The sequence below is a fragment of the Chromobacterium phragmitis genome (assembly GCF_003325475.1).
In the GTDB taxonomy this organism is placed as follows: domain Bacteria; phylum Pseudomonadota; class Gammaproteobacteria; order Burkholderiales; family Chromobacteriaceae; genus Chromobacterium; species Chromobacterium phragmitis.
Map to the genome: position 1 here is coordinate 4123695 of NZ_CP029495.1, position 24498 is coordinate 4148192.

Here is a 24498-nt window from a genome sequence, read left to right on the forward strand (position 1 = left end):
ACTTCCGCTCCATCATGGGCGTCCAGCCAGCTCAAACCAGGTAACAACAGGATTAATTTCATTTTTTTGCCAGATGAATTGCAATTGGCGGGCATTTTGGCCGCTGGTCATTTGGCGCGCGGGACATTCTGCGGCACACTGAACCTTTTTGCCGGAACTATCTCGCGGCTTGCCGACCAAACATGAATTTGGCGCATGCCCGCGCCGGAATCGGGTCAAGATTATTTTTGAATAGGCAGGCCTCGCCTGCCCGGAAGAGTGATGGATTATCGCAAACTGATACGCATCCCGCAAAAGTGCGCCGACAAGCTGCTCAACCACCACATGAGCTGGCTGGGCGTCGCCGCCTGCCTCCCCCTGCTGGGCACCGCCACGGCCTTTGCCGTGGCCAACGGAGCCAAGGAAACGCAGCCGGAACAAATACTGCAGCAACAAGTGGTGGAGCGACTGGCTCTGCCTGAATTCCGCTTCGCCGAAAGCCAGACCCGCTACTGGCGCGATGAAGCCGTCAAGCGCGGCGACACCATCGCGCGCGTGCTGAACCGCCTGGGCGTCCGCGACAACGAAGCTCGCGCGTTCCTGTATACCAGCCCCTTGGCCAAGAACCTGCTCAAGCTGAAGGTAGGCGCCACGCTGACCGTGCAGACCAATGATGCCGGCGACCTGTTCGGCTTGCGCTTCCTGCAAGACGACGACAACGGCGAGCAGGTGCTGGTCGCGCTGGAAAAACGCGACGGGCAATGGCAAGCCAGCGCCGATCCGGTGGCGGCGGAAAGCGTGGAAACCGTGCGTTCCATCACGCTGAAGCGCGGCGCCGCGGCAGAGCTGGCCGCCGCCCGCGTGCCGGCCGATATCCGCAACCAGCTGGCCGAAGTGTTCTCCGACCAGTTCGAGCTGTCCAGCCTGAAACCGGGCGACCGCATCAATCTGGTGTACGAAACCATGGTTTACTCCGGCGCGCCCATTGCCAGCGGCAATCTGCTGGCGGTTTCCATTCTGCGCGGCGGACAGCTGCACCAGGCCTTCTACTTCGCCCATGACAGCGAAAGCGGCGCGTATTACGACGCAGCCGGCAAACCAATCAAAAAAGGCTTCAGCCGCCAGCCAGTGGCCAGCGCGCGAATCAGCTCCGGCTTCGGCCTGCGCATGCACCCGATACTGCGCTCGCTGCGCATGCACTCCGGCATAGATTACGCGGCCAGCTCTGGAACGCCCATCGTCGCCCCGGCGGACGGCGAGCTGGTGAAGGTGGCCCGAGAAAGCGGCTACGGCAACGTGGTGATGATACGCCACAACGGCAAGCTCACCACGCTGTACGCGCACATGAGCGCATTCGGCAAGGGCATCAAGCCTGGCGGCAAGGTCAAGGCGGGCGATGTCATAGGCTATGTCGGCAGCACCGGCCGCTCCACCGGCGCGCACCTGCATTTTGAGGTTAGAATCAACGATCAGCCGGTGGACCCGGCGACCAACGCCCTGCCCACGCCGGGCCTGAGCCGGACCCAGCTCGCGCAGTTCGACGCCAAAAAACAGGTGTTGAGCGCCCGCCTGGACCTGCTGCAGAGCATCCCGGTCAACGTTGCACTGATGGATTGATGACCGACCTTTACATTGGAATGATGTCCGGAACCAGCCTGGACGGCGTGGACGCCGTGCTGGTGCGTTTCGACGAAACGGGCCGGCCCGCATTGCTGGCCGACCACGTGCTGCCCTATCCCGCCGCGATCAAGCAAGCCGTGCTGGCGCTGCAGCCGCGCGGCCATGACGAATTGCATCGCAGCCAGACGCTGGCCAATCAGCTGGCCGACATCTACGCCCAGACGGTTCAACAGCTTTTGGCCAAGGCCGGACGCGCTCCCGGCGACATCCGCGCCATCGCCTGCCATGGCCAGACCGTGCGCCACGCGCCGCACCACGGCTACACCATTCAACTGGGCAATATGTCCAGGCTGGCGGAGCTGGCCGGCATCGACGTGATCGCCGACTTCCGCAGCCGCGACGTGGCGGCCGGCGGCCATGGCGCGCCGCTGGTGCCCGCTTTCCAGCAGGGGGCGTTCTCCTCCGTTGACGAAAAGCGCGTGATCCTGAACATCGGCGGCATCAGCAACCTCGCCCGGCTGCACGCCGGCGCGGCCGCCATCGGCTTCGACTGCGGCCCGGGCAATATGCTGATGGACGCCTGGTGCCTGCGCCACACCGGCCAGCCCTACGACGACGATGGCTGCTGGGCGGCCGGCGGCGCGGTCCATGCGCCGCTGCTGGCTGCGCTGCTGGCGGAACCCTATTTGACGCAGCCGCCGCCCAAGAGCACCGGCCGCGACTTGTTCGACGACGCGTGGCTGGCGGACAAGCTCAACGCACTGTCGGCCCAACCTAGCCCGCAAGACGTACAGGCCACCTTGCTGGCCTTCAGCGCCCGCAGCATCGCCGACGCCATCCTGGAGCACTGCCGCGGCAACCAGGCGGTTTACGTCTGCGGCGGCGGCGCCCGCAACGGCGCGCTGCTGGCAGAAATCGCCCGCCTGCTGCCCGGGCAGCGGCTGGAAGCGATAGAAGCCCTTGGGCTGCCCGCGCAACTGATAGAAGCCATCGCCTTCGCTTGGCTAGGATGGCGCTTCGACCGCCGCCAAGCCGGCAACCTGCCCGCCGTCACCGGCGCGCAAGGGCCACGCGTCTTGGGCGCGCTGTATCCGCGGTAAGGTGAAAAGCTTCGCATCAGGCTATAATCAGCAGCTGTCATAGCCAATTATGAGAAAAATGCGATTTTTCAAGCGCAAAGCCGTAGTCAAGAATAACCAGACGCCGCTGCCGCCGCAGCTGGTCGCCCTGTTCCGCGAGGCATGGTGGCTGCTGATGGCGGTGGCGGCCGTCTACCTTGTGCTGGTGCTGGCCAGCTACTCGCCGCTCGACTCTTCCTGGTCGCACAGCTCCTCCGACCCCACCGTCCGCAATTACGGCGGCGCCTTTGGCGCATGGCTGTCGGACATGCTGCTGTACGTATTCGGTTTCTCCGCCTGGTGGCTGGTGGTGTTCTGCCTGGTGGCGATAGGTTGGGGCTACCGCCGAATCGAAAGCCTGGGTTTCAAGTTCAACCCCATCACTGCGGCCGCGGTCGGCGGCTTTGTTCTGCTGCTGCTGTCCAGCTCCAGCTTCGAGGCCATCGTGCTGGATGGGAAAGCCGTTTCGTTGCCGCTTGATGCCGGAGGCATGTTCGGCCACTTCATCGGCAAAGGCATCGCCCACGGACTGGGGTTGTCCGGCTCTTATTTATTGCTGGGCGTGCTCTCCGCCATCGGTTTTTCCTTGTTCACCGGCCTATCCTGGCTCAACCTGATGGAACGCATCGGCGCTTGGCTGGAAGAAGGCGCGATGGATCTGTGGCGGAAATGGCAAGCCAAGAAGGATAGGGAAATCGGCAAAGAAACCGCGCAAAAGCGCGAAGAAAAGGTTTCCGTAGCCAAGAAGAGGATTGAGGACGCCGCGCCGGTGCGCATCGAACCGCCGGTATTGGAAGTGCCGGTTTCCTCCAAGGCGCAGAAGCCGGTCCAGCAATCGCTGTTCGCCGACCCGAAAGACAGCGCCCTGCCCGGACTGAGCCTGCTGGACGCGCCCAAGGAAACGCTGGAACCGGTGTCGCAAGAAACCGTCGAGTACACCTCGCGGCTGATCGAGCGCAAGCTGGCCGACTTCGGCGTGGAAGTGAAAGTGATCGCCGCCTATCCCGGCCCGGTGATCACCCGTTACGAAATCGAGCCCGCGGTCGGCGTCAAGGGCGCGCAGATCGTCAACCTGATGAAGGACCTGGCGCGCGCGCTGTCGCTGGTTTCCATCCGGGTGGTCGAAACCATTCCGGGCAAGACTTACATGGGCCTGGAGCTGCCCAATCCCAAACGCCAGATCGTCAAGCTGACCGAAATCATCGGCTCGGACGGCTATCAGAACATGGCGTCCAGGTTGACCATTGCGCTGGGCAAGGACATCGCTGGCCAGCCGGTGTCGGCCGATCTGGCCAAGATGCCCCACGTACTGGTGGCCGGCACCACCGGCTCCGGTAAATCAGTGGCCATCAACGCTATGATCCTGTCGCTGCTGTACAAGGCGACGCCGCAGGAAGTGCGGCTGATCATGGTGGACCCGAAAATGCTGGAGCTGTCGGTGTATGAAGGCATTCCGCACCTGCTGGCCCCGGTGGTCACCGACATGAAGCAGGCCGCCAACGCGCTGAACTGGTGCGTGGGCGAGATGGAGCGCCGCTACAAGCTGATGTCCAAGCTCGGCGTGCGCAATCTGGCCGGCTTCAACCAGAAGATCAAGGATGCCGACAAGGCCGGCGAGAAGATTCCAAATCCGTTCAGCCTGACGCCGGAAACGCCGGAGCCGCTGGACACCCTGCCCTTGATCGTGGTGGTGATAGACGAACTGGCCGATCTGATGATGGTGGCCGGCAAGAAGATCGAAGAGTTGATCGCCCGTCTGGCGCAGAAGGCCCGCGCGGCAGGCATTCACTTGATCCTGGCCACCCAGCGGCCATCGGTGGATGTGATCACCGGCCTGATCAAGGCCAATATCCCGACACGCATCGCCTTCCAGGTGTCCAGCAAGATAGACAGCCGCACCATCCTGGACCAGATGGGCGCGGAAACGCTGCTGGGCCAGGGCGACATGCTCTACCTGCCGCCGGGCACCGGCTACCCCAACCGCGTCCACGGCGCCTTCGTCTCCGACGAGGAAGTCCACCACGTCGTGGAGTTTCTGAAAGCCTCCGGCGAACCGAACTACATCGAAGGCATCCTCACAGGGCAGGCCGACGGCGACGACAACGCCAGCGCCGGCGGCCTAGACGGCGAATCGGACGGCGAATCGGATCCGCTGTACGACGAAGCCGTCGCCATCGTGGTGAAAACCCGCAAGGCGTCGATCTCTTCGGTGCAGCGCCATCTGCGAATCGGCTACAACCGCGCGGCGCGGCTGATCGAGCAGATGGAGGCCGCCGGCCTAGTATCCTCGATGGAAAGCAACGGCAACCGCACCGTGCTGGCCCCGGCCAGAGAAGACTGAGACCTCACGGACGCCGCCGCCGCGGCGTCCGCATTCCCACAATAAAGGATGGCCATGCCCCGCTATCTGCCCGAACCCGCGTTCCGCCATGATTACACGCCCAAGACCGGCGTGCTGCTGATCAATTTGGGTACCCCGGATGCGCCTACCGCGCAAGCGCTGCGCCCCTACCTCAAGCAATTCCTTTCAGATCCGCGCGTGATCGAGATCCCACGCCTGCCTTGGTGGTTGATTCTGAACGGCATCATTCTGAACACTCGACCCAAGCAGTCAGCTAAAAAATACGCCAGCATCTGGACCAAAGATGGCTCGCCGCTGCTGACGCACACCCGCAGCCAGGCCAAGCTGCTGAAGGGACAACTGGGAGAAATGGGGCTGCGCGAATTGGTTGTCGATTATGCGATGCGTTATGGCAACCCATCGATCGAAAGCGTAATCGGCAAGATGCGGGAACAAGGCGTGGAGCGGCTGTTGCTGCTGCCGCTGTACCCACAATACGCTGCCTCCTCCAGCGCCACCGCGTTAGACGAAGCCTTCCGGGTGCTGGCCCGTCTGCGCAACATGCCGGAAGTGCGCGCCGTGCGGCACTTTCACGACAATCCAGGGTATATCGCCGCGCTGGCGGCGCAGGTCCGCAAGCATTGGCAGCACGGCGGGTCGCCTGACACACTGGTGATGAGCTTCCACGGCGTGCCTCGCTTCACCCGCGACAAGGGCGACCCCTATCACTGCGAATGCCAGAGAACCGGCCGCCTGCTGGCCGAGGCTCTGCAGCTTCGGCCCGATCAATACGTCATCAGTTTCCAAAGCCGCTTTGGCCGCACCGAATGGCTGAAGCCCTATACCAGCGAAGTGCTGGAACAATTGGGCAGGGCGAAAACCGGCAAGATCGACGTGATTTGTCCAGGCTTTGTCGGCGATTGCCTGGAAACGCTGGAAGAAATCGCAATGGAGGGAAAAGAAACCTTCCTGAGCAGCGGCGGTGGCGAATTCCGCTACATCTCCTGCCTCAATGAGGATCCGCAATGGATAGCCGCACTCGCAGCCATTACCAGGGACAATCTGATAGGATGGATTGAAAAACCGGCAGAAGATGCCCAAGCGAGACGAATCCGCGCCCATGACATGGGGGCATCCTCCTGACATCAATGCCGGCCTTCACCTTGCCTGCCGCGCCGCACAAATCATTAAAAATCAACTGGATAACCTGAAAAACCGGGCATGTGACCTTTTGGTCATATGCCCGGTTTTAACTTATTTTCCGCAAAACGGCGATATTGATCCTATATTCATTGGGTGCGCGCCGGGCTGCATTGACACCCTCGCGAACTGCTCAACATAATCGATCGCAACTGACAGCCTCTTAATGGTGTTGTTGGTTTACCTAAAGAGATCATCAAAGTCTACGCAGATAAGATTCAGGGGAACTCTCAATGAACAAATACGCTCGCTACAGTCTGATCGCCACCGCCGTCATCGCCATGAGCGCCTGCAGCAAACAGGAACAACCCGCGGCCGATCAGGCCTCCTCCGCTCCGAGCCAGGCTGCAGGCGGAGGCGAAACCGTGGTCAAGATCGGCCAGGTTTCACCGATGTCCGGCCCCATCTCTCATCTGGGCAAGGACAATGAGTACGGCGCCAAGCTCGCCATCGAGGATCTGAACGCCAAAGGCGTTGAAATCGGGGGCAAGAAAGTCAAGTTCGAACTGGTGTCGGAAGACGATCAGGGCGATCCGAAAATCGGCACCCAGGTCGCGCAACGCCTGGTTGACGCCGGCGTGGTCGGCGTCGTCGGCCACCTGAACTCCGGCACCACCATTCCGGCCTCCAAGATCTATTCCGACGCCGGCATCCCGCAGATATCTCCGTCCGCCACCAACCCGGACTATACCAAGCAAGGCTTCAAGACGACCTTCCGCGTGATCGCCAACGACGTGCAGCAAGGCAAGGCGCTAGGCGAATTCGCCACCAAGGAGCTGCACGCCAAGAAGATCGCCATCATCGACGACCGCACCGCTTATGGCCAAGGCCTGGCCGACCAGTTCGAAGGCGCGGTGAAAAACGGCGGCTCGCAAGTGGTAAAACGCGAGTTCACCAACAACACCGCCACCGACTTCAACGCCATCCTCACCTCGATCAAGGCAACCAACCCGGATCTGGTGTTCTACGGCGGCATGGACGCGCAAGCCGGCCCGCTGGCCAAACAGATGCAACGCCTGGGCATCAAGGCCAAGCTGATGGGCGGCGACGGCTGGCAAACGCCTGAATTCGTCAAGCTGGCCGGCGATGCCTCCGAAGGCCAATTCGCTTCCAGCTGCGGCATTTCCCGCGACAAGATGCCTGGCTTCAAAGCCTTCGACGAGAAGTTCAAGAAGGAATTCAACACCGACGTGCAGATCTACGCGCCGTTCGAATACGACGCCGTGATGGTGCTGGTGGACGCAATGAAGCGCGCTAAATCCACCGATCCCAAAGCCTATCTGCCGGAAGTGGGCAAAACCGACTATGAAGGTGTGACGGGCAAGATCGCCTTTGACGACAAGGGCGACATCAAGAACGGAGCCGTTACCGTATATCAGGTGAAGAACGGCAAGTGGGAAGTGGTGTCCACCGTGGGCGGCAGCAAGTAAAGTCGCCCTTACGCCTGACGGCGCAGGCGCAAACGCCCCTTCGATTGCGGAGGGGCGTTTTCCTTGTGAAACAGCATCCTATGCGGTGCGGCCACATTGTTCATAGGCATGCTCAAGCGCTCAAATGACCAAGTCTACACATCAACAGGCGCTTGCTCGCTTAACTGGTCTACCAACGCGTAAGTTTGACGTCGTCGGACATTAAGAGCGCCGTAGCCTTTTTTAACAGCGACTTCGCCAGCTCCAACCGCAGGACGCGGGCCACCAACTCCTGAATGCGCTGTTGATCGGGCGTCAAGGCTTTGCTGCGTGGTGTGATGACGTGCATCTCCTGCTGCAGTTGCGCAATTCAGCGACGCAGAACCGTTTCTCCAACGCGAATGGCCTGGCAGGCCTGGCGAACGGAGTGGCCTTGCTCGAGAACGAGGCGGGCGGCTGCAAGTTTGAATTCGGGGTTGAAAGTACGACGTGCTCTGCTCATGGGTCACCTTGGTTGAGGCGGTGACTGTACCACCTAAGTTGGTGTCCGGATTTATTAGACCACTACATCCGGGACTTGACACCTATATAGCTGCGCTTCTTGTGTCGGCGTCAATATTTCCGAGATACGAACACCACGACTTCCCATGCCCCGCAAGACATCAGTGCTGTTTGGAACTAATTATTAAACCGATAAAGTTCAGGACTTAATTCAAATACACCAGCACCTACATCTACAAATTTATGCTCTCTATTAACTGAAGCACCCGTAGCAAGAAACTTGGCCAGCGGGATGTACGGATCGTCATCGAGAGAAACTTTTATTCCCCCTCTGGAAACACAATCCTGCCACTTAAGACAATTAATAACCAATATTTGCCTGTAGACCCCCCTTCAATTAGGCGCTCAATAATACTCTCAACCTCCTTCCAGCTTTCACCATCCTGGCTAAGAATTTCGGACAGTGGGTGAAATGGCCAACCAGATGCATTATGACGATCAAAGATAGTGAGAGACTTGACCAAATATTCCCTAAAGAATTTGGCCGAACAGCTATCTGCATCCCGTCGTTTTGCCACCGCATCAACAAACAATCCCAGCTCCTCTTGACTAATCATAGCCCACACCGTTTGCCTCTAAAATATTTCATCTAGCGGCGCCTTGAAAATTTACGTTATAAATCAATTCCCCATACCTGTTTCCAGGTATGCCATGGATCTACCCCAGCCTCTGGATGAGATGCTAGGGAAGGTCTGAACAAGTCCCCAACCTTCCCGCAAACTACTTCCACCCCAGCCTGACTCAGGACGCTACCATGCGACAGCAGATGACCTTCACCGATCTTGAGCTCGCCGCCAAGAAGAAGCGCACCCGCCGCGAAATCTTTTGGCCGAGATGGATCAGGTCATGCCTTGGCCGCAACTGGAAGCCGTCATCGCTCCGGTTTACCCCAAGCCCGGCAACGGTCGCCGCCCCTACCCGTTGTCCGCCATGCTGCGCGCCTACTGCCTGCAGCACTGGTACAGCCTGTCCGATCCCGCCATGGAAGAAAGCCTGCACGAGATCGCCTCCATGCGCCAGTTCGCCGGCCTCTCCCTGGATGCCATCCCGAACGAAACCACCTTGCTGAACTTCCGCCATCTGCTGGAGAAGCACCAGCTGACCCACGCCCTGTTTGCCGCCATCCACCAGCATCTCTCCGATAAAGGGCGGATGTTGAAGCAAGGCACCATCGTCGATGCCACCCTGATCCACGCGCCCAGCTCCACCCAAAACGCCCTGGGCGAACGCGATCCGGATAGGCATCAAACCAAGAAGGGCAATCAGTGGTTCTTCGGCATGAAGGCCCATATCGGGATCGATGCCCAGTCCGGCCTGGTGCATCACGTGGCCGGCACCGCTGCCAATGTGGCGGATGTCACGATGGTCGATCAGTTGCTGCACGGCGAGGAAGTCGATGTGTTTGGCGATGCCGGCTTTACTGGCGCGCACAAGCGAGTCGAACACCAATCGCGGGCAGTGCGCTGGTGGATTGCCATGCGGCCCGGTCAGCGCCAAGCGCTGACGGATTCAGCTGACGACCGGCAGATCCAGCTGGTCGAAACGGTCAAAGCCAAGATTCGGGCCAAAGTTGAGCATCCCTTCCGGGTCATCAAGCAGCAGTTTGACTACCTGAAAACACGCTACCGGGGCTTGAAGAAGAACACCGCGCAACTGATGACGTTGTTCGGGCTGGCCAACATCTGGCTGGCGCGAAAGGTCTTGCTGGCGGGGAGCTGAAAGGGCGGACGGCCGGGTATCCGGTCATTCTGGTGGTTGCCGGACTGAAATCGGTGGCCCTACTGCAGCCAAAGCATCTGCGAGAAATTGCATTTCTGTTTGCTCGGCAGGTTATTCAGACCTTCCATAGATATCCCACGAGCCACGCTGGCTCCTTGGTGCCTGTTTTGTTTTTCTGCCACATGAATCCGCAATTCCTACTGTTTTTTGACGCCAAAAGTTGAATGAACGTTCGTTCATTATATGATCAAGAAAGTCACCATTACGCAAAGGAAACCGCATGATGCCCAAGCGCCAGCAGCAAATCGAAAACCGCCGCGGACAGATCGTCGAGGCGGCGCTTGTCTGTTTCATCGCTTCAGGCTTCCACCAGACCGGCATGCGCGACATCGCGGATGCCGCCGGCGTCAGCCTGGGCAATCTGTACAACCACTTCCCGAACAAACAGGCCTTGATCGCGGAGATAGCCGTGATGGAAGCGCTGGAAAAACAGGACTTGATCGATGCGTTGGCGGCGGACCCCGCCGGCCCCGCCATCCGGGATTTCGCCGAACGCTATCTGCAGCTGTGCGAGCGTCCGGAAGATGTCAGCCTGACCGCCGAAGTGCTGGCGGAAGCGGCGCGCGACGCCGAGCTGGCTCGGCTGTTCGCTGCCAACCGCCGTCGCCTGGTCAGCGCCTTGGCCGATGCCTTGCACCGCGGCGCCGAACAGGGAGACATAGACAATGGCCTGCCCTTTTCCGCCTGCGCCCACTGGCTGCTGGATGCGCTGGAAGGCTGCGCCATCAATCGCGCCCTACTGGGCACCCAACTGGAAGACGCAGACATCTCCGCCTTGATCGACAAGCTATTGTCGCCCGCGGGAGGAAAATGATGAGCCCGCGCCCAAACCGTCTGGACGGCCTGGACCTGGCCCGTTGCCTGGCCCTGATCGGCATGGTGCTGGTCAACTTCCGCCTGGCGATCGCGCCCTTTCCGTCCGGCCAGGACCCGCTGCTGTTCTGGTTCTCGCTGCTTGAGGGGCGATCCGCCGCCACCTTCGTCACCCTGGCCGGTATTGGCCTGGGCCTGGCCACCGCGCGGCTGGCTCGCGTCCAGGCCATAAGCCAGACCTGCCGGCGCGCCGTGTTCCTGCTGGCGGTCGGACTGCTCAACTTCACCATATTCCCCGCTGACATCATCCATTACTACGCCTTCTATTTCTTCGCCGCCTGCCTGCTGCTGAAACTGCCTGAGCGATGGCTGCTGGCCGCGCTGTGCCTGACGTTGGCGGCGGCCTTCACCATGCAACTAACACTGGACTATGGACATGGCTGGAACTGGGACACTCTCAGCTACGAAGGCTTCTGGACGCCGTCAGGTTTCGCGCGCAACCTGCTGCTCAATGGCTGGCACCCAGTGTTGCCCTGGCTGGGCTTTGCGATATGGGGGCTATGGCTGTCGCGGCAATCCTTGGCCCGCTCTGACACGCAATGGAAGCTGATGGCCGGCGGCGCGTTGCTGGCGCTGGCCAGCGGTCTGTTGTCGGCCTGGCTGCAAGACTTTTCGCCGGCCCGGTTTTCGCCGTTTCTGGGAACGAAGCCATTGCCGCCCGGACCGCTGTACATGCTGAACGCAGGCGGTATCGCCAGCGTGGCGATAGGCGGCTGCCTGGCGCTGGCGTCGCGCCCGGCCTTGGCTGCCCGGCTCGCGCCGCTGCTGGCGGCGGGCCGGCAAACGCTGACGCTGTACATCGCCCATATTTTGATCGGCATGGGCGTTCTGGAGGAAATGGGATGGCTGGACAGCGGCAAGCTCGCGCAGGTGCCGCCGGCGGCGGCGCTGTATTGCGCCGCCGCCGTGGCCTTCGCCTGGCTATGGTCCAAGCGCTTCCGCCATGGCCCGCTGGAGTGGCTGATGCGGCGGGTCTGCGACCGGCCGGCACCTTGAAAACGACTTCCTTCCGGCAGGAAACCATCCCGCCGGAAGGCGAAGACATCTTTCTGTCCTCAGTCCCTGAAGCTCACCTGCTGCTTCATCATCGCCGCCATGCCTGCCTTCTGGATGTCTTCAGAAATCAGCATCGCAGCGTTCCAGCCGGCGACGAATTGCAAACCGTCGGCCACGCTGTGGTCGCGGCTGTAATTCATCACTTCCTTCACACCGCGCACCGCCAGCGGCGACTTGGCCGCGATCAGCCTGGCGCTTTGCAGCGCGGCCGCCAGCAAAGCGTCGGGATCGGCCAGCACCTTGTTGACCAGGCCGGCGTCCAACGCCTCGTCGGCCACCATGTCCCGCCCGGTCAGCGCCATCTCGCGGGCCACGCCTTCGCCCACCACCCGCGGCAGACGCTGCAGCGAACCGACATCCGCCACCATGCCCAGGTCCACCTCGCGCACGCCGAATACCGCGCCCTCGGCGGCGAAGCGGAAGTCAGCCGCCAAGGCGATGTCCAAGCCGCCGCCCAGGCAAGCGCCATGGACCGCTGCGATCACCGGCTTGCGACAACGCTCCAGGCTATTCACGCAGTCTTGCAAGTCGAGAATCACGCGGCGCAGCTTGTCCCGCTTGCGGCCCTCGCATTCATCCTGGATGCTGGACTGCAGGCCCACCAGCATGGACAAGTCTATGCCGGCGCAGAAGTGCTTGCCGTGTCCGGCCAACACCACGGCGCGCACGCCGGATTCGCCGTCGGCCCAGTCCAACGCCGCGCGCAGGTCGTGCCACAGCGGCAGATTCAGCGCGTTGGCCTTGTCCGGCCGGTTGAAACGCAATAGGGCGACCTTGTCGTCCAGCTTCACTTCCATGGTTTGCAGATCGATCATGCCGCTTTCGCCTCCGGACGTTTTTTAGGAATCCACGCCCACAACATCTCGCAGACGATGGGAGACTCGCCGGACTCGTCAGTAACCTGCACCTCGACCAGCACTTCGCCCTTTTCCTGCTCGTACATGTTCTGGATCTGCTGCGGCGTCAGCGTCGCCACGGCTTTCATGTCGCCTTGCGAACGCTTGGTGTAGTTGACCTTCATCGATTTGAGCAACATCAGCTTGTCGTCCGGCATGTTCATGCCCACCACGAAACCGGTGGAGGTTTCGGCCAGCAGCGCCATTGCCGCCGCGTGCACCCCGCGGATGTGGTTCTGCACCTTCTTGCGGTTGCGGATCGACACCGTCAGCCGGTCATGCCCGACTTCCTCGAAACGCAATCCGGCGGTGGACAGAAAGGGAACGATCTTGCCGAACAACATCGACATCACCGGACGGCGCCAGCCCACTGGCAGGCGCCCAACCTTGTCGGCGATCCGGCTCATGCTGTTTTTGCGATACTCCATGCTCACCCCTTTGTAGTTCTCGTGTTGTTCGCGCCGGCAAGCGGCCGCCGCGTTTCGTTTATGTTTTTATCCGTTTGCCGCGGCCAGGCCCAGCGTCGTCCTGACCTGGCTCTTCAGCAAGGGCAACGCGCCCTCGTCTATGCGCGCCAGTTGCAAGCCGCCCTGCAGGGCGGAAAACAACATCATGCCCACCGCTTCCGGCGTGCCGGCATAGTCCATCGATCCCGCTTCGCGTCCCAACCGGACGATGGCGACAGCCCATTGCCGCATCTCGTCGATGAAAGCCGCCGCTTCTTGCCGCATGTCGTCGGGCAGTGTCTGGAACTCGGTGCTGAGGATGCCGCTGGGGCAGATCTGCTTGTGCTGCAGGTAGTACTGGTCGGACAGCCCGAAATACGCCTCCAGCCGGCTGGCGGCGTCCCATTCGCCCTGCTGCCCGATGAAGCGTTGGAAGCGTCGGCGGTAACGCTGGATCAGCGCCACGCCCAAATCGCTCTTCTTGGGGAAATGGTAATGGATGGCCGCGTTGCGCACGCCCAGCGCGCTGCTGATGTGCTGATAGCTGAAGCCGTTGAAGCCGCGCGTCAGCAGCAGCTCCTCGGCCAGGTCGAGAATGCGCTTGCGGGTATCGTTCTTGCTGTCGGAACCATTATGCATCAAGCCACTCTACTTACTGGTCAGTAAGGTGTCAATCGCCTGCGCCCGCTTGCCAGCGAGGCCGCCGCATGACCTAAAATAGAGACTAGCGTTTTTCCCATTCGCGCCTCACCGGGCGCGCCACCCTGGTAGAACATGACCGAACATACCCCCGACCTGGAGTCCTCGCTGCGCCGGCTGTGCGACGCGCCAGGCCAGACCGAGGCGCTGGCGACTCTGATCGCCGCGCTCCGTCCCGGCGAGCGCCAGCCGCCGCAGCAGGCCACCGTCAACCTGCAAGCCCTGTCCTTCCTGCTGGAGCACCACCCCGAATTCCGCCAGGCGCTGCGCGAGGCCCTGTGCACGCTGCTGGCGGAAAGCCGGCAGATCCCGCTGTACACCGACGCCGGCATTCTGGCCAACGACGGTTTCGGCACCACGCTGCTGCGCCGGCTGGGCGAGCGCGCGCTGCCCATGCCCTACAACCCAGACTCGCTGCGAGACCGTTTCGGATTGCTGTTCAGCGACAAGGGCGACTATCTATGGCTGGAAACCGTGCCCGACGCCACCTGGCACGCGCTGTGGCGGGCCATAGCCTGGCAGGAAGCGCCGCGCCAGGACAGCGAGCGCCAGACCCGCTTGCAGCTGCTGGAATCGGTTCAGGTGCTGTCCGCCCGCATCACCGCCATCGGCCTGGAGCCTGAGCTGGTGCGCGTCTGCCCCGAGGTGGAGCGCTTCGCCTCGCCCTTCATGCACCTGAACGCCGAAGTGCAGCGCTATGTCGATAGCTATCGCCAGGCGCTGGTGGACGGCGTGGCGCCGCCCGAGGACGAAAAGCAGGTGCTGGTGCTGCTGGAACAATGCGAGGCCATTCTAAGCAAGGTTCGCAAGAACGCCGCCCGCTACGGCATCTCGGTCAGCCTCACTTACCACGGCCTGCGGCTGGCGCAAAGCATCGCCCGCCTGCGCGCTCTGCTGGAGTTGCTGTCGCCGGATCACAACCCAGCCGAGCGCCCGCAACTGTTCCACCTGCTGCTGGATTTCGCCCGCGCAGAAAACCGCAAGTACAGCGTGCGCGACCTGTTCAAGTCCAACACCGAACTGCTGGCGCTGCAGGTGACCGAGCATGCCGGCCGCCACGGCGAGCACTACATCGCCGAAGATCGCCGCGACTGGTCGAAAATGGGCAAGGCGGCGATGGGCGCCGGCCTGATCGTCGGCTTCATGGCGCTAATCAAGCTGATGCTGGCCCGCGGCCACCTGCCCTTGCTATGGGAAGGCATCGCCTTCGGCCTCAATTACGCGATCGGCTTCATCATCGTGCAGATCCTTCACTACACCATCGCCACCAAGCAGCCGGCGATGACCGCCGCCCGGATCGCCGCCGTGCTGCAGGCCCAATACGGCCGCAAAAAGCAATTGGAGGAGCTGGCGGAGCTGATCGTCAAGGTGGTGCGCACTCAATTCGTCGCCATCGTCGGCAACGTGATGCTGGCGATACCGACCGCGGCGCTGATCGCTTTGGGCTGGCACGCGCTATTCGGCGCGCCGGTGGTCGACGCGGCCAAGGCGCAGAAACTGCTGCATGAGATCGATCCGGTCAGCAGTCTGGCGCTGCCGCACGCCGCCATCGCCGGCGTGTTTCTGTTCCTGTCCGGCCTGATCGCAGGCTACTACGACAACAAGGCCATCTACCGGCGCATTCCGGAGCGCATCGCCGGCCACAGCTTGCTGAAGCGGGTTCTGGGCGAAAACCGCTCCTGGCGGCTGGGCCAGTACATCGAGCACAATCTTGGCGCGCTGGCCGGCAATTTCTATTTCGGCATGTTCCTGGGCCTCACCGGCACCGTGGGCACGATCCTGGGCTTGCCGCTGGACATCCGCCACATCACCTTCTCTTCGGCCAATCTTGCCTTCGCCAGCGTGGCGCTGGACTTCCAGGTCCCCCTGTCCACCGTGCTGCTGGCTTGCGCCGGCGTAGCGCTGATCGGGGTGGTCAACCTCGCCGTCAGTTTCTTTCTGGCGCTGTGGGTGGCGCTGCGCTCGCGCAAACTATCCGGATCGATGCTGCTGCCGCTGATCCCGATGCTGGCCAAGCGCTTCCTCCGGCAGCCGCTGGGCTTCTTCCTGCCGCCGGCCCCAGCGGCGGCGGCCGACGCGCCGCCAATGGACGAAACTCGAGGCTAGCCTGATGCCGGCCGCATGGCCGGCATCATCCCCTGGCCAGCGCGCGCGCCAGATGGTCGGCGCCCCGCAACGCGAAGGCGTAGACGGACAACTGCGGGTTCGCCCCTATGCTGGTCGGAAAAATGGAGCCGTCCAGCACAGTCAGATTCCGCCAAGTCCAATGCCCTCCCCATTCATCCACCACTGAGAGGGACGGGTCGCCGCCCATCGCCATGCCGCCCATCACATGGGCGCTGACCAGCCGGGCTTGCAGCGCCCTCAGCGGCAAACCTTCTATCATGGCGCGGGCCTGCCGCCAGCTGGAAGCGGGCCTGGCCGCCTCGTGCAGCGGCATCGCCAGGCGCGCGCCGGCGGCGAACTGCAACTCAGCCATCGCCAGCCAACTGCGGCGCGCGCCGTCCCAGATCACATCGTTGAGCGGATAGTCCAGCACTGGAGATCCGTCGCTGCGCAGTCGGACCTCGCCGCCGCGGCTGTCCGGATGAAAGCCATCGCGCATCAGCGCCAGGGTCGCATGCAGATGCGGCAGCTGTCGCAGCAAGCTCGCCTGTTCGCTGCCGAAACCCGGAAACGTGACGCTGGCCAGCAAGGGATGGATGGGCGGCACTTCCAGCTTGAAGCCCAGCGCGCCGTCCAGCGGCTGGGTGTGCATGTAGTGGTCGGAGTAAACGCTTTGCGGCGCGCCGTTGTAGGGCTCTATCCTCTCCGGCATGAGCGCCGCGCTCAGCGTCACCGGATGCAGAAAGGTGCGCCTCCCGGTTTGCCCCGATGCGTCCGCCAGACCGCTGCGCAACAAAATGGCAGGCGTGCCGATGGCGCCGGCGGCCAGCACCACATGCCGGGCCCGGACCATGAAGCGGCGGCCGCTAGGCGTATTGCCGTCCGCGCCCAGAAAGCTGCCCTCTATCGCCGAAATGCTTTTGCCCGCCGGGTCCGCGGCCAGCCTGTCTACCCGCGCGCGCGACAGCAGTCGCGCGCCCCGGGACAGCGCGGAGGGGATGCAAGTCACCAGCATGGATTGCTTGGCGTTGGTGGGGCAGCCCATGCCGCAGTAGCCCAGATTCCAGCAACCGCGCACGTTCCTGGGAATGCGCGCGTGCCTCAGCCCAAGCGCCAGGCAGCCGCGCTCCAGCACCAGATTGTTGCCATTGGGCTCCGCCAGCCACGGGCCGATGCCCAGCCTACGCTCCGCCTGCTCGAACCAGGGCCGCATCGCTTCGACGGATAGCCCTGGCAGCCCATGGTTTTCCTGCCACCACAACAAAGTATCCGGCGGCGTGCGGAAGCTGCTGGTCCAGTTCACCACCGTGCTGCCGCCCACCGCCCGGCCCTGCAGAATGGTGATAGCCTTGTCCAGCGTTTGCCGGCTGGCGGATTCCTGATACAGCTCGGGGTAGGCCTTGGCTTCCAATAGGCGGAAGTCGCTGGAGCTGTGCAAGCCGCCCTCTTCCAGCAGCAACACATCCAAACCAGCCAAGCTCAACGCCTCCGCGGCGATGCCGCCGCCCGCGCCGCTGCCGATGACGGCCACGTCGGCGCTCAGGAACAAGTCGTTGCGCTGCGCCGCGCCGTCCATGGCCTTCCAGCCGCTGGCCAGGCCCTGTCGGATCAGATCGGGTATTTTTCCGCTCACGGCAGCATTCCCATCACCGCGGCAGGTTGCTGATACCCCAGCGCGGCCCAACTTGCCGGGCTGCCATACCACCCGGCATGAATCAAACGATGCAAACCCTGATAGACGCTGTTTTGCAAGGCAAAGCGGCTTTCGCGCCAGCGCTGCAGAAAGCGCGCCGACTCCATGGCGCCCGCCATCCGCCATGGAGGGCGCACGCCCGCCAGCCAGCGTCGGGCCCAGCGATTGCCCAACAAATCGAACATCTGCCGGATTTCCTCTTGAGTCGCGAGCGGCAGGCCGGAGATAGCCTGGTCGACGCCCTGCGCCACTTTGGCAACCGGCAGCTCGGCCAAGCCCAGCAGCACCGGCGCCAACGCCATCACGATCTGCGCATCTGCCGGGCGCAGCCAGGACAATCCGGCGACGGCCTCCGCCTCCGGGTCTGCCGCTGGCGCGGCCCAATAGCCCGCGATCAGCAAAGCTGCGCCGCCGAACGCGCCTGCTTTCAAGAATTGACGCCGGCTAGCCATGTCAACGCAGCATCAGCTTGAGCAGCCATTCCACCGCCGCGCCATACGGCGGACGTGTCAACCAGGCTCCGGACAGGCGGCTCTGGCGAAATACCGGCTTGAGTTTGGAGAAGGTCAGGAAGCCTTCGCGGCCGTGGTAATGCCCCATGCCGGATGGCCCCACCCCGCCGAATGGCAGGTCTTCCTGCACCACGTGCAGCAAAGTGTCGTTGATGCTGACGCCGCCCGATATCGTTTCTTTCAGCACGCGCTCCATCCGCAGCGGATCGTCGTCGAACAGATACAATGCCAGCGGCCTTGGCCGGGCATTGATGTAAGCCAGCGCCTCATCGAACTTGTCGTAAGCGACGACCGGCAGGATGGGGCCGAAGATTTCCTCTTGCATCAGCGCGCAATCTTCCGGGCATCGTTGAACCAGGGTAAGCGGCAGCTTGCGGACCGCGGCCAGCGCCTCGCCCGCCGGATTGACATCGTCGATGCGCGCGCCCGCCTCGCGAGCGCCCTCCAGCCAACTCGTCAGACGCTGGTAATGCCTGGCGTTGACGATCGCGGTGTAATCGGGGTTACTTGCCAGCGTGGGATAAGCTCGCTTGGCCGCGTCCCGGATCTCGTCCAGCAACAGCGCGCAATCCTTCTCGTTGACCAGCAGATAGTCTGGCGCCACGCAGGTCTGCCCCGCATTCATCATCTTGCCGGCGACGATGGCTTCCGCCGCGCGCTTGAGATTGGCCCCCCGCGCGACCAAAACCGGCGACTTGCCGCCCAGTTCCAGCGTCACAGGCGTCAGGTTTTCCGCTGCCGCCCGCATCACATGGCGCCCCACGGCGGTAGAGCCGGTGAACAGCAAATGATCGAACGGCAACCGGACGAAAGCCTGCGCCAATTCCGGCCCGCCGTTCACCACGGTCAGCAAATCCTCCCCGAAATGCTCGCGCGCGAGTCGCTGAACCAGTTCCCCGGTGGCCGGCGTGTATTCCGACATTTTCACCATCACCCGATTGCCGGCCGCCAGCGCGGCGACGATGGGGCCGAAGGCGAGGAACAATGGATAATTCCACGGCACCACCACCCCCACCACGCCCAGCGGCTGGGGGTGCACGCTGGCGCCAGCGGGCGCGAACCAGAAAGAAACGCCGCGCCGCTGCGGCTTCATCCAGCTTTTCAGATGGCGGCGGGCATGGCGCAGCCCTTCCAGCGAGGGGAAGAGCTCCGCAAGACGCGTCTCCACGGCGCTGCGCTGGCCGAAATCGCGCCCCACCGCGTCGACCAGCGCCTGGCGGTTTTCCTGAATCAGGCGCTCCAGCGCGTTCAACCAGGACTTCCGGGTTTCTAGCGACGGATACGGCTCGGCGGCGGCAACGGCCTTGAGCCGAGAAAAGGCATCCAGCAGCGCGCCTTCTTCCTGAGGGGGCATCTTGATGGCATCCATAGCATTGTCCTTGTTGATACCAGCCAAACAATCGTTTAGAGCCTGCGCTCTAACCAAGATTAGCACCGGCCAGCCCCAACTGTCATCATGCCCGGATGTCATTCCCGCGGCCGCCATGCCTGAAATCCTCAGTCGGCGTCAGTCCATCTCGCGCGACTGGCGCCATTGTCGTGGCGTCAGGCCGCATTGCGCCTTGAATGCCCGGGACAATGCGGCTTCGCTGCCGTAGCCCACCTCGATTGCGATCACTTTCAAGCGCCTGCCCTGCCTCAACGCCTGCTGCGCGAGTCTGACCCGCCAGCCCTGCAGATAGGCTCCCGGCGTGCAACCGACAACGTCGCGGAAACTGCCGGCGAAAACGCTGCGCGACATCCCCGCGATGCCGGCCAGCCCATCCAGCGACCACTCTCTGGCCGGCCGCTCATGCATCGCCGCCAACGCTTTCCTAAGCTTGGGATGAGACAGCCCGGCCAGCATGCCGCCGCGCAGTTCGCCAGTTTCCAGCAGATGCCTCAGCAACTGCACAAGCACGACCTCGAACAGCCTGTCGACTACGACATGCCGGCCGCAGTTGTCGCTGAAGGCCTCGTCGAACAGCGTAGACAACACCGGCGCGGCGCCGGCGATGCGGCCCAACGGCAGACAAATCGCCGCCGGCAGCGCCGCCACGATGGGGTTTTCCGCTCCGCCGTCGAAGTTAAGCTCGGCGCAAACCAGGTCAGCCCGGCCCCCCTCATCCAAAACGAATCGGCGCGGCATCGGCCGCGGATAGAACAACAGGCTGGGCACGTCCACATGCAGATCGGCCGATGGGTTGGCATGGAGCACGTTCAAGACGCCGGACCTGACCAGATGCAGCTGGCCGCTGCTGCCGGACCGGGAAAATTCCGCGGCGCCGCACAGGGTGCCGGAATGGAACGTCCGAGCGCGAACTGGAAAGCGGTCCAACAACGCGTCTAGGCGATCGACACACGCAACCGTCATTTGAAACTTTCGATCAATTTTTTAGGATTTTATAAATCTTATCGTATCCACTCATGACGTAAAGTGCTTTATGCCAAACGGCCCAATGACACTCTGCCCAACCATCAGGAACACACCATGTCGATTGAAAAGATTCTGTACCGCACCCAGGCCACCGTCAGCGGAGGCCGCGAAGGTCGCGCCGAGTCCTCGGACGGGGCGCTGAAAGTCCTGCTATCCACGCCTCGCGAGCTCGGCGGCGCCGACGGCCCGGGCACCAATCCAGAGCAGCTGTTCGCAGCAGGCTATGCCGCTTGCTTCCTGGGATCGATGAAATTCGTCGCGGCCAAACAAAAAAAGACGCTGCCGGCTGAAGCCAGCGTGACCGGTGTCGTCGGCATCGGCGTCCTCCCCACCGGCTTCGGACTCGAAGTCGAGCTGCGGATCAGCCTGCCCGGACTGGACATCGAGGAGGCGAAGGCGCTGATCGGGCAGGCGCACATCGTCTGCCCCTATTCCCACGCCACGCATGGCAACATCGACGTGCGCCTGAACCTCGCGGAAACAGGGTCCAGATATCCCGAGCTCAAGGCACCGCCGTCGCCGCTCTGATCGCAGGCAGGCTCCGCGCTGGGACTCTCCGTTTCGGCGCGGACCGCCGGCGTGGCCCGACACCATGCATGCCGCGACCGCCCGGACATAGTATGATGCGCTGCAGAACCTCCTTCACTCCCAACCGCCCCACATGCTGATCGATTTCTTCTACGCGCTGCGCAACGCCGGCTTGCTGGTCACTCTGAAAGAATTCCTGCTGTTGCTGGAAGCGCTGCGGCTCAACATCGCCTTCGGCAGCCTTGACGAGTTTTACTATCTGTCTCGCTCGGCGCTGGTGAAGGACGAAAAATACTTCGACCGTTTCGATCAGGTGTTCGGCCACCACTTCAAGGGCTTGGAGCTGAGCCTGGACGATCTGCGACGCCCCGTTCCCGAGGAGTGGCTGCGCAAGCAGGCTGAAAAATACCTCAGCGAGGAGGAGCGGCAAAAGCTTCAGGGACTGGGCTGGGACAAGCTGATGGAGACGCTGCGCCAACGCCTGGAGGAACAACGGGAGCGCCATCAGGGCGGAAACAAGTGGATAGGCACCGGCGGCACCAGTCCCTTTGGCGCCTGGGGCTACAATCCAGAAGGCGTGCGCATCGGCCAGAACCAATCACGCCATCGCCGCGCGGTAAAAGTGTGGGACCAGCGCGAATTCCGCAACTTCGACGACAAAGTCGAGCTTGGCACCCGCAACATCAAGCTGGCGCTGCGGCGCCTGCGCGAGTTCGCCCGCGACGGGGCGGAAGAAGTCCTGGACCTGGACGCCACCATCGCCGCCACCGCGCGCAAAGGCGGCATGCTGGACTTGCAAATGCGGCGCGAGCAGCACAACAGCGTCAAAGTTTTGGTGCTGTTCGATGTGGGCGGATCGATGGACGACCATATCCGCGCCTGCGAAGAGCTGTTTTCCGCGGTCAAGGCGGAATTCAAGCATCTGGAGTACTTCTATTTCCACAACTGCGTGTACGAGTCGGTGTGGAAAGACAACAATCGCCGCCAAAGCCAGCGTTTTCCGACTTGGGACCTGATCCATACATTCGGCCGCGATTACAAGCTGATCTTCGTTGGAGACGCCAGCATGAGCCCCTACGAGATCACCTTTCCCGGCGGGAGCGTCGAGCATATGAACGAAGAGTCCGGAGCGGCCTGGCTCAAGCGCCTGCTGGAACACTTCAAGCACGCGGTCTGGATCAATCCGCTTGAGGAAGAGCACTGGAACCACACCCAATCGGTGGGGATGATCCACCAGCTGATGGGCCAACGCATGCGGCCGATGACGCTGGCCGGCCTGGACCAGGCGATGCGGGATTTGAAAAAAACTGCCGCTTCCGCTTGAAAATTTAACGTTGACTCACAACTTTCTACTTGAGTCTGCGGCAGGTTGTAGCCCAGAATGAAGTCAAGGGGCCGCGGAGACAGTCCGAAACCGGCCCCAGTTCCAGCCACGGGGAGTCATGAACATGCAAATCCTTCTTATCGCCGCCCTTGTCGTCGCGGTCGTCGCTGTCGCCAAATTGCTGGCTGCCCCGCAACAACAGCAAGTCAGGCTGGTGCCCATCCGCATCCGGAGCGACGAACCCCGCCGCCGCCGCTGATTCCGCAACATCTCTCCAGCGTGAAGCGCGTTCCAACGCGCTTTTTTGTTGTCCGCGGCAACCCGACATTTGTCGGATTGCATACACTCGTTAAGAAATGACGGTTGCCCGCCCAAGCCATTGTTTCTAAAATGAAACCGGATCATTGAACCCACCGGGATTCGCAGCGGAGAAACACCATGGCGCTGACAGTCAACACCAACCCGGCCTCGCTGGCCGGACAGTACCACCTGAACAAGACCCAGCAAGCCACCAAGCAGGTGCTTGCCCAGCTAAGCTCAGGCTCCGTGCTCAACAGCGCGGCGGACAATGCCGCCAATCTCGCCATCGCCCAGCAACTGCAAGCCCAGATCAATGGCAGCAACCAGGCGATCAACAACACCAATGACGGCGCATCGCTGGTGCAAACCGCAGACTACGCGCTCGGGCAAATACAGAACAACACCCAGCAGATTCAGGACTTGGCCATCCAGTCTGGCAACGGCATCCTCAGCTCCAGCAACCGCCAAGCGCTGCAACAGCAAGTCGACCAACTGACCCAAGCCAACTCCCAAATCATCCAGAGCACCCAGTTCAACGGCACCCAGTTGCTGAACAACGGCAACGGCACCACCTTCCAAGTCGGCCCCAACGGCACTGCCAGCAACCAGATCACGGTGCCCGGGATAGACTTGACCAATACGCCCGCCAATGGCGGCCTGAACGGCTATAACAGCAACTTGGCGGCCACCAATACCATAGATATCACCACCCAGGCCAATGCGCTGACCGCTCAGCAGAGCCTCAACAGCGATCTGGGCACCCTGGTTTCGCAGCGAGCGACGCTGGGCGCAGTCAGCAATAGTTTCGAAGCCGTGGTGAACAATCTGCAGAGCTCCACGCTGAACACGGCCGCCGCCCATAGCCGGATCAACGACACCGACTTTGCCGCGGCAACAGCCAGGCTGGCTTCGCAGCAAATACTGGGACGGACCGGCGCCGCCGCGCTGGGCCAGGCAAATATCGCCCCTCAAGCCGCCCTATCATTGCTTGGCTGAGCAACTTTCACGAAAAGTTCCCATTGGAACGAGAAAAATAATCCCAAATCTATCTTGTTTGATAGCATTTGATTCCGCTATCATCGACCACTGAATCCCTCCAGGGATTTGTCCATCGGGCACCGCAAGCGGTGCCCTTTGTCCATTTGCAAGGAGCTTCATATGTCGCCCACGCCGGCAATCACCATTTCCTCTCTTGACTACGACAGGCTGGCCGCCTTGCTGGAGAGCTGCGAGCATGACCATCCGGTGGCAAGCCGCCTGGAAGCGGAGCTGGAACGGGCAGATGTGGTTGAGCCGCAAGCCATGCCAGCCAGCGTGGTCACCATGAACACTTCTGTGCGCATTCGACTGGGAGACGGCCAGGAGAAGCTGCTGACCCTGGTCTACCCCAAAGACGCCGACAGCGAACAGGGGCGCATATCCGTGCTCGCGCCGATCGGCGCCGCGCTGCTGGGCTTGTCTGTAGGCCAGAGCATGCAATGGCCGACGCCGTCCGGCCATACCGAACTAAGCGTGCTGGAAATCACCTACCAACCAGAAGCGGCGGGCGAATTCCACCGCTGAGAAATGGCCAGGATACTCCTGGCCATTGCCTTCCGCCCTTCCCGCGCCGCGATAATCGCTCATCCGATCCGCGCCGGAG

The 24498-nt window shown here is 62.1% G+C and carries 22 protein-coding genes and 1 pseudogene; 14 read left to right on the forward strand and 9 right to left on the reverse strand.

The features are described from left to right. Window positions 1-261: 261 nt before the first annotated feature. From DK842_RS19575 to DK842_RS19595, 5 genes are all read left to right on the forward strand, one after another. Window positions 262-1596: a M23 family metallopeptidase gene (locus tag DK842_RS19575; protein WP_114062962.1), complete on the forward strand. Its 1335-nt coding sequence runs from the start codon at window positions 262-264 to the stop codon at window positions 1594-1596. Continuing rightward, window positions 1596-2699 carry an anhydro-N-acetylmuramic acid kinase gene (locus DK842_RS19580; protein WP_114062963.1) on the forward strand — a complete coding sequence of 368 codons (1104 nt, stop codon included), beginning with the start codon at window positions 1596-1598 and terminating at the stop codon, window positions 2697-2699. The genes DK842_RS19575 and DK842_RS19580 overlap by 1 nt, the downstream gene beginning before the upstream one ends. A 58-nt stretch (window positions 2700-2757) precedes the next feature. Continuing rightward, entirely contained in the window at window positions 2758-5058 is a 2301-nt protein-coding gene (locus tag DK842_RS19585; RefSeq protein WP_114062964.1) for a DNA translocase FtsK, read from the forward strand. Window positions 5059-5112: 54 nt separating this feature from the next. Continuing rightward, entirely contained in the window at window positions 5113-6201 is a 1089-nt protein-coding gene (hemH, locus tag DK842_RS19590) for a ferrochelatase (protein WP_114062965.1), read from the forward strand. A gap of 290 nt (window positions 6202-6491) precedes the next feature. Next, window positions 6492-7688 carry a branched-chain amino acid ABC transporter substrate-binding protein gene (locus DK842_RS19595; RefSeq protein WP_114062966.1) on the forward strand — a complete coding sequence of 399 codons (1197 nt, stop codon included), beginning with the start codon at window positions 6492-6494 and terminating at the stop codon, window positions 7686-7688. A gap of 349 nt (window positions 7689-8037) precedes the next feature. Here DK842_RS19595 and DK842_RS24305 read toward each other — a convergent pair whose 3' ends face one another. Next, the gene (locus DK842_RS24305; RefSeq protein WP_114062967.1) at window positions 8038-8169 is read right to left on the reverse strand and encodes a transposase; all 132 of its coding nucleotides are present in this window, start codon (window positions 8167-8169) and stop codon (window positions 8038-8040) included. A 319-nt stretch (window positions 8170-8488) separates the two neighbouring features. Beyond that, on the reverse strand, window positions 8489-8785 hold the full coding sequence (locus tag DK842_RS23130; RefSeq protein WP_145964093.1) for a hypothetical protein: 297 nt from the start codon (window positions 8783-8785) through the stop codon (window positions 8489-8491). A 209-nt stretch (window positions 8786-8994) separates the two neighbouring features. On the opposite strand from DK842_RS23130, the pseudogene DK842_RS19605 reads away from it, so the two are divergent. From DK842_RS19605 to DK842_RS19615, 3 genes and pseudogenes are all read left to right on the forward strand, one after another. Beyond that, window positions 8995-9947 (forward strand): annotated as a pseudogene (locus DK842_RS19605) (IS5 family transposase). Between the two features lie 280 nt (window positions 9948-10227). Then, window positions 10228-10821: a TetR/AcrR family transcriptional regulator gene (locus tag DK842_RS19610; RefSeq protein WP_114062968.1), complete on the forward strand. Its 594-nt coding sequence runs from the start codon at window positions 10228-10230 to the stop codon at window positions 10819-10821. Then, on the forward strand, window positions 10821-11876 hold the full coding sequence (locus DK842_RS19615) for a DUF418 domain-containing protein (protein WP_114062969.1): 1056 nt from the start codon (window positions 10821-10823) through the stop codon (window positions 11874-11876). The genes DK842_RS19610 and DK842_RS19615 overlap by 1 nt, the downstream gene beginning before the upstream one ends. A 59-nt stretch (window positions 11877-11935) precedes the next feature. On the opposite strand, the gene DK842_RS19620 is transcribed toward DK842_RS19615, so the two are convergent. The 3 genes from DK842_RS19620 to DK842_RS19630 form a co-directional block, all read right to left on the reverse strand. Further along, entirely contained in the window at window positions 11936-12751 is an 816-nt protein-coding gene (locus DK842_RS19620) for a crotonase/enoyl-CoA hydratase family protein (protein ID WP_198414583.1), read from the reverse strand. Further along, window positions 12748-13260: a DUF4442 domain-containing protein gene (locus DK842_RS19625; protein WP_114062970.1), complete on the reverse strand. Its 513-nt coding sequence runs from the start codon at window positions 13258-13260 to the stop codon at window positions 12748-12750. The genes DK842_RS19620 and DK842_RS19625 overlap by 4 nt, the downstream gene beginning before the upstream one ends. 66 nt (window positions 13261-13326) lie before the next feature. Continuing rightward, window positions 13327-13917, reverse strand: coding sequence for a TetR/AcrR family transcriptional regulator (locus tag DK842_RS19630; RefSeq protein ID WP_114062971.1), 591 nt, complete (start codon window positions 13915-13917; stop codon window positions 13327-13329). Window positions 13918-14052: 135 nt separating this feature from the next. Between DK842_RS19630 and DK842_RS19635 the strand changes: the two genes are divergently transcribed. Further along, entirely contained in the window at window positions 14053-16083 is a 2031-nt protein-coding gene (locus tag DK842_RS19635; protein WP_232538537.1) for a site-specific recombinase, read from the forward strand. A 25-nt stretch (window positions 16084-16108) separates the two neighbouring features. Here the strand turns inward: DK842_RS19635 and DK842_RS19640 are convergent, their stop codons facing one another. The 4 genes from DK842_RS19640 to DK842_RS19655 form a co-directional block, all read right to left on the reverse strand. Beyond that, complete coding sequence (locus tag DK842_RS19640) at window positions 16109-17716, reverse strand: GMC family oxidoreductase (protein ID WP_232538538.1); 1608 nt, start codon at window positions 17714-17716, stop codon at window positions 16109-16111. Further along, window positions 17713-18228, reverse strand: a complete 516-nt coding sequence (locus DK842_RS19645; protein WP_114062972.1) for a twin-arginine translocation signal domain-containing protein — start codon at window positions 18226-18228, stop codon at window positions 17713-17715. The genes DK842_RS19640 and DK842_RS19645 overlap by 4 nt, the downstream gene beginning before the upstream one ends. 1 nt (window position 18229) lies before the next feature. Further along, window positions 18230-19657 (reverse strand): coniferyl aldehyde dehydrogenase, encoded by a 1428-nt coding sequence (locus DK842_RS19650; RefSeq protein WP_114062973.1) that lies wholly within the window; start codon window positions 19655-19657, stop codon window positions 18230-18232. Between the two features lie 138 nt (window positions 19658-19795). Beyond that, complete coding sequence (locus tag DK842_RS19655; RefSeq protein WP_114062974.1) at window positions 19796-20641, reverse strand: AraC family transcriptional regulator; 846 nt, start codon at window positions 20639-20641, stop codon at window positions 19796-19798. Between the two features lie 117 nt (window positions 20642-20758). Here DK842_RS19655 and DK842_RS19660 point away from each other — a divergent pair, with 117 nt between their 5' ends. The 5 genes from DK842_RS19660 (at window position 20759) to rnk (ending at window position 24419) form a co-directional block, all read left to right on the forward strand. Beyond that, window positions 20759-21232: an organic hydroperoxide resistance protein gene (locus DK842_RS19660; protein WP_114062975.1), complete on the forward strand. Its 474-nt coding sequence runs from the start codon at window positions 20759-20761 to the stop codon at window positions 21230-21232. Between the two features lie 133 nt (window positions 21233-21365). Further along, window positions 21366-22556, forward strand: a complete 1191-nt coding sequence (locus DK842_RS19665) for a vWA domain-containing protein (RefSeq protein WP_114062976.1) — start codon at window positions 21366-21368, stop codon at window positions 22554-22556. Between the two features lie 124 nt (window positions 22557-22680). Continuing rightward, entirely contained in the window at window positions 22681-22815 is a 135-nt protein-coding gene (locus tag DK842_RS24155; RefSeq protein ID WP_268877731.1) for a hypothetical protein, read from the forward strand. Window positions 22816-22994: 179 nt separating this feature from the next. Then, window positions 22995-23852, forward strand: coding sequence for a flagellin N-terminal helical domain-containing protein (locus DK842_RS19670; RefSeq protein WP_114062977.1), 858 nt, complete (start codon window positions 22995-22997; stop codon window positions 23850-23852). Between the two features lie 162 nt (window positions 23853-24014). Continuing rightward, complete coding sequence (gene rnk / locus DK842_RS19675; RefSeq protein WP_114062978.1) at window positions 24015-24419, forward strand: nucleoside diphosphate kinase regulator; 405 nt, start codon at window positions 24015-24017, stop codon at window positions 24417-24419. Window positions 24420-24498 lie beyond the last annotated feature (79 nt).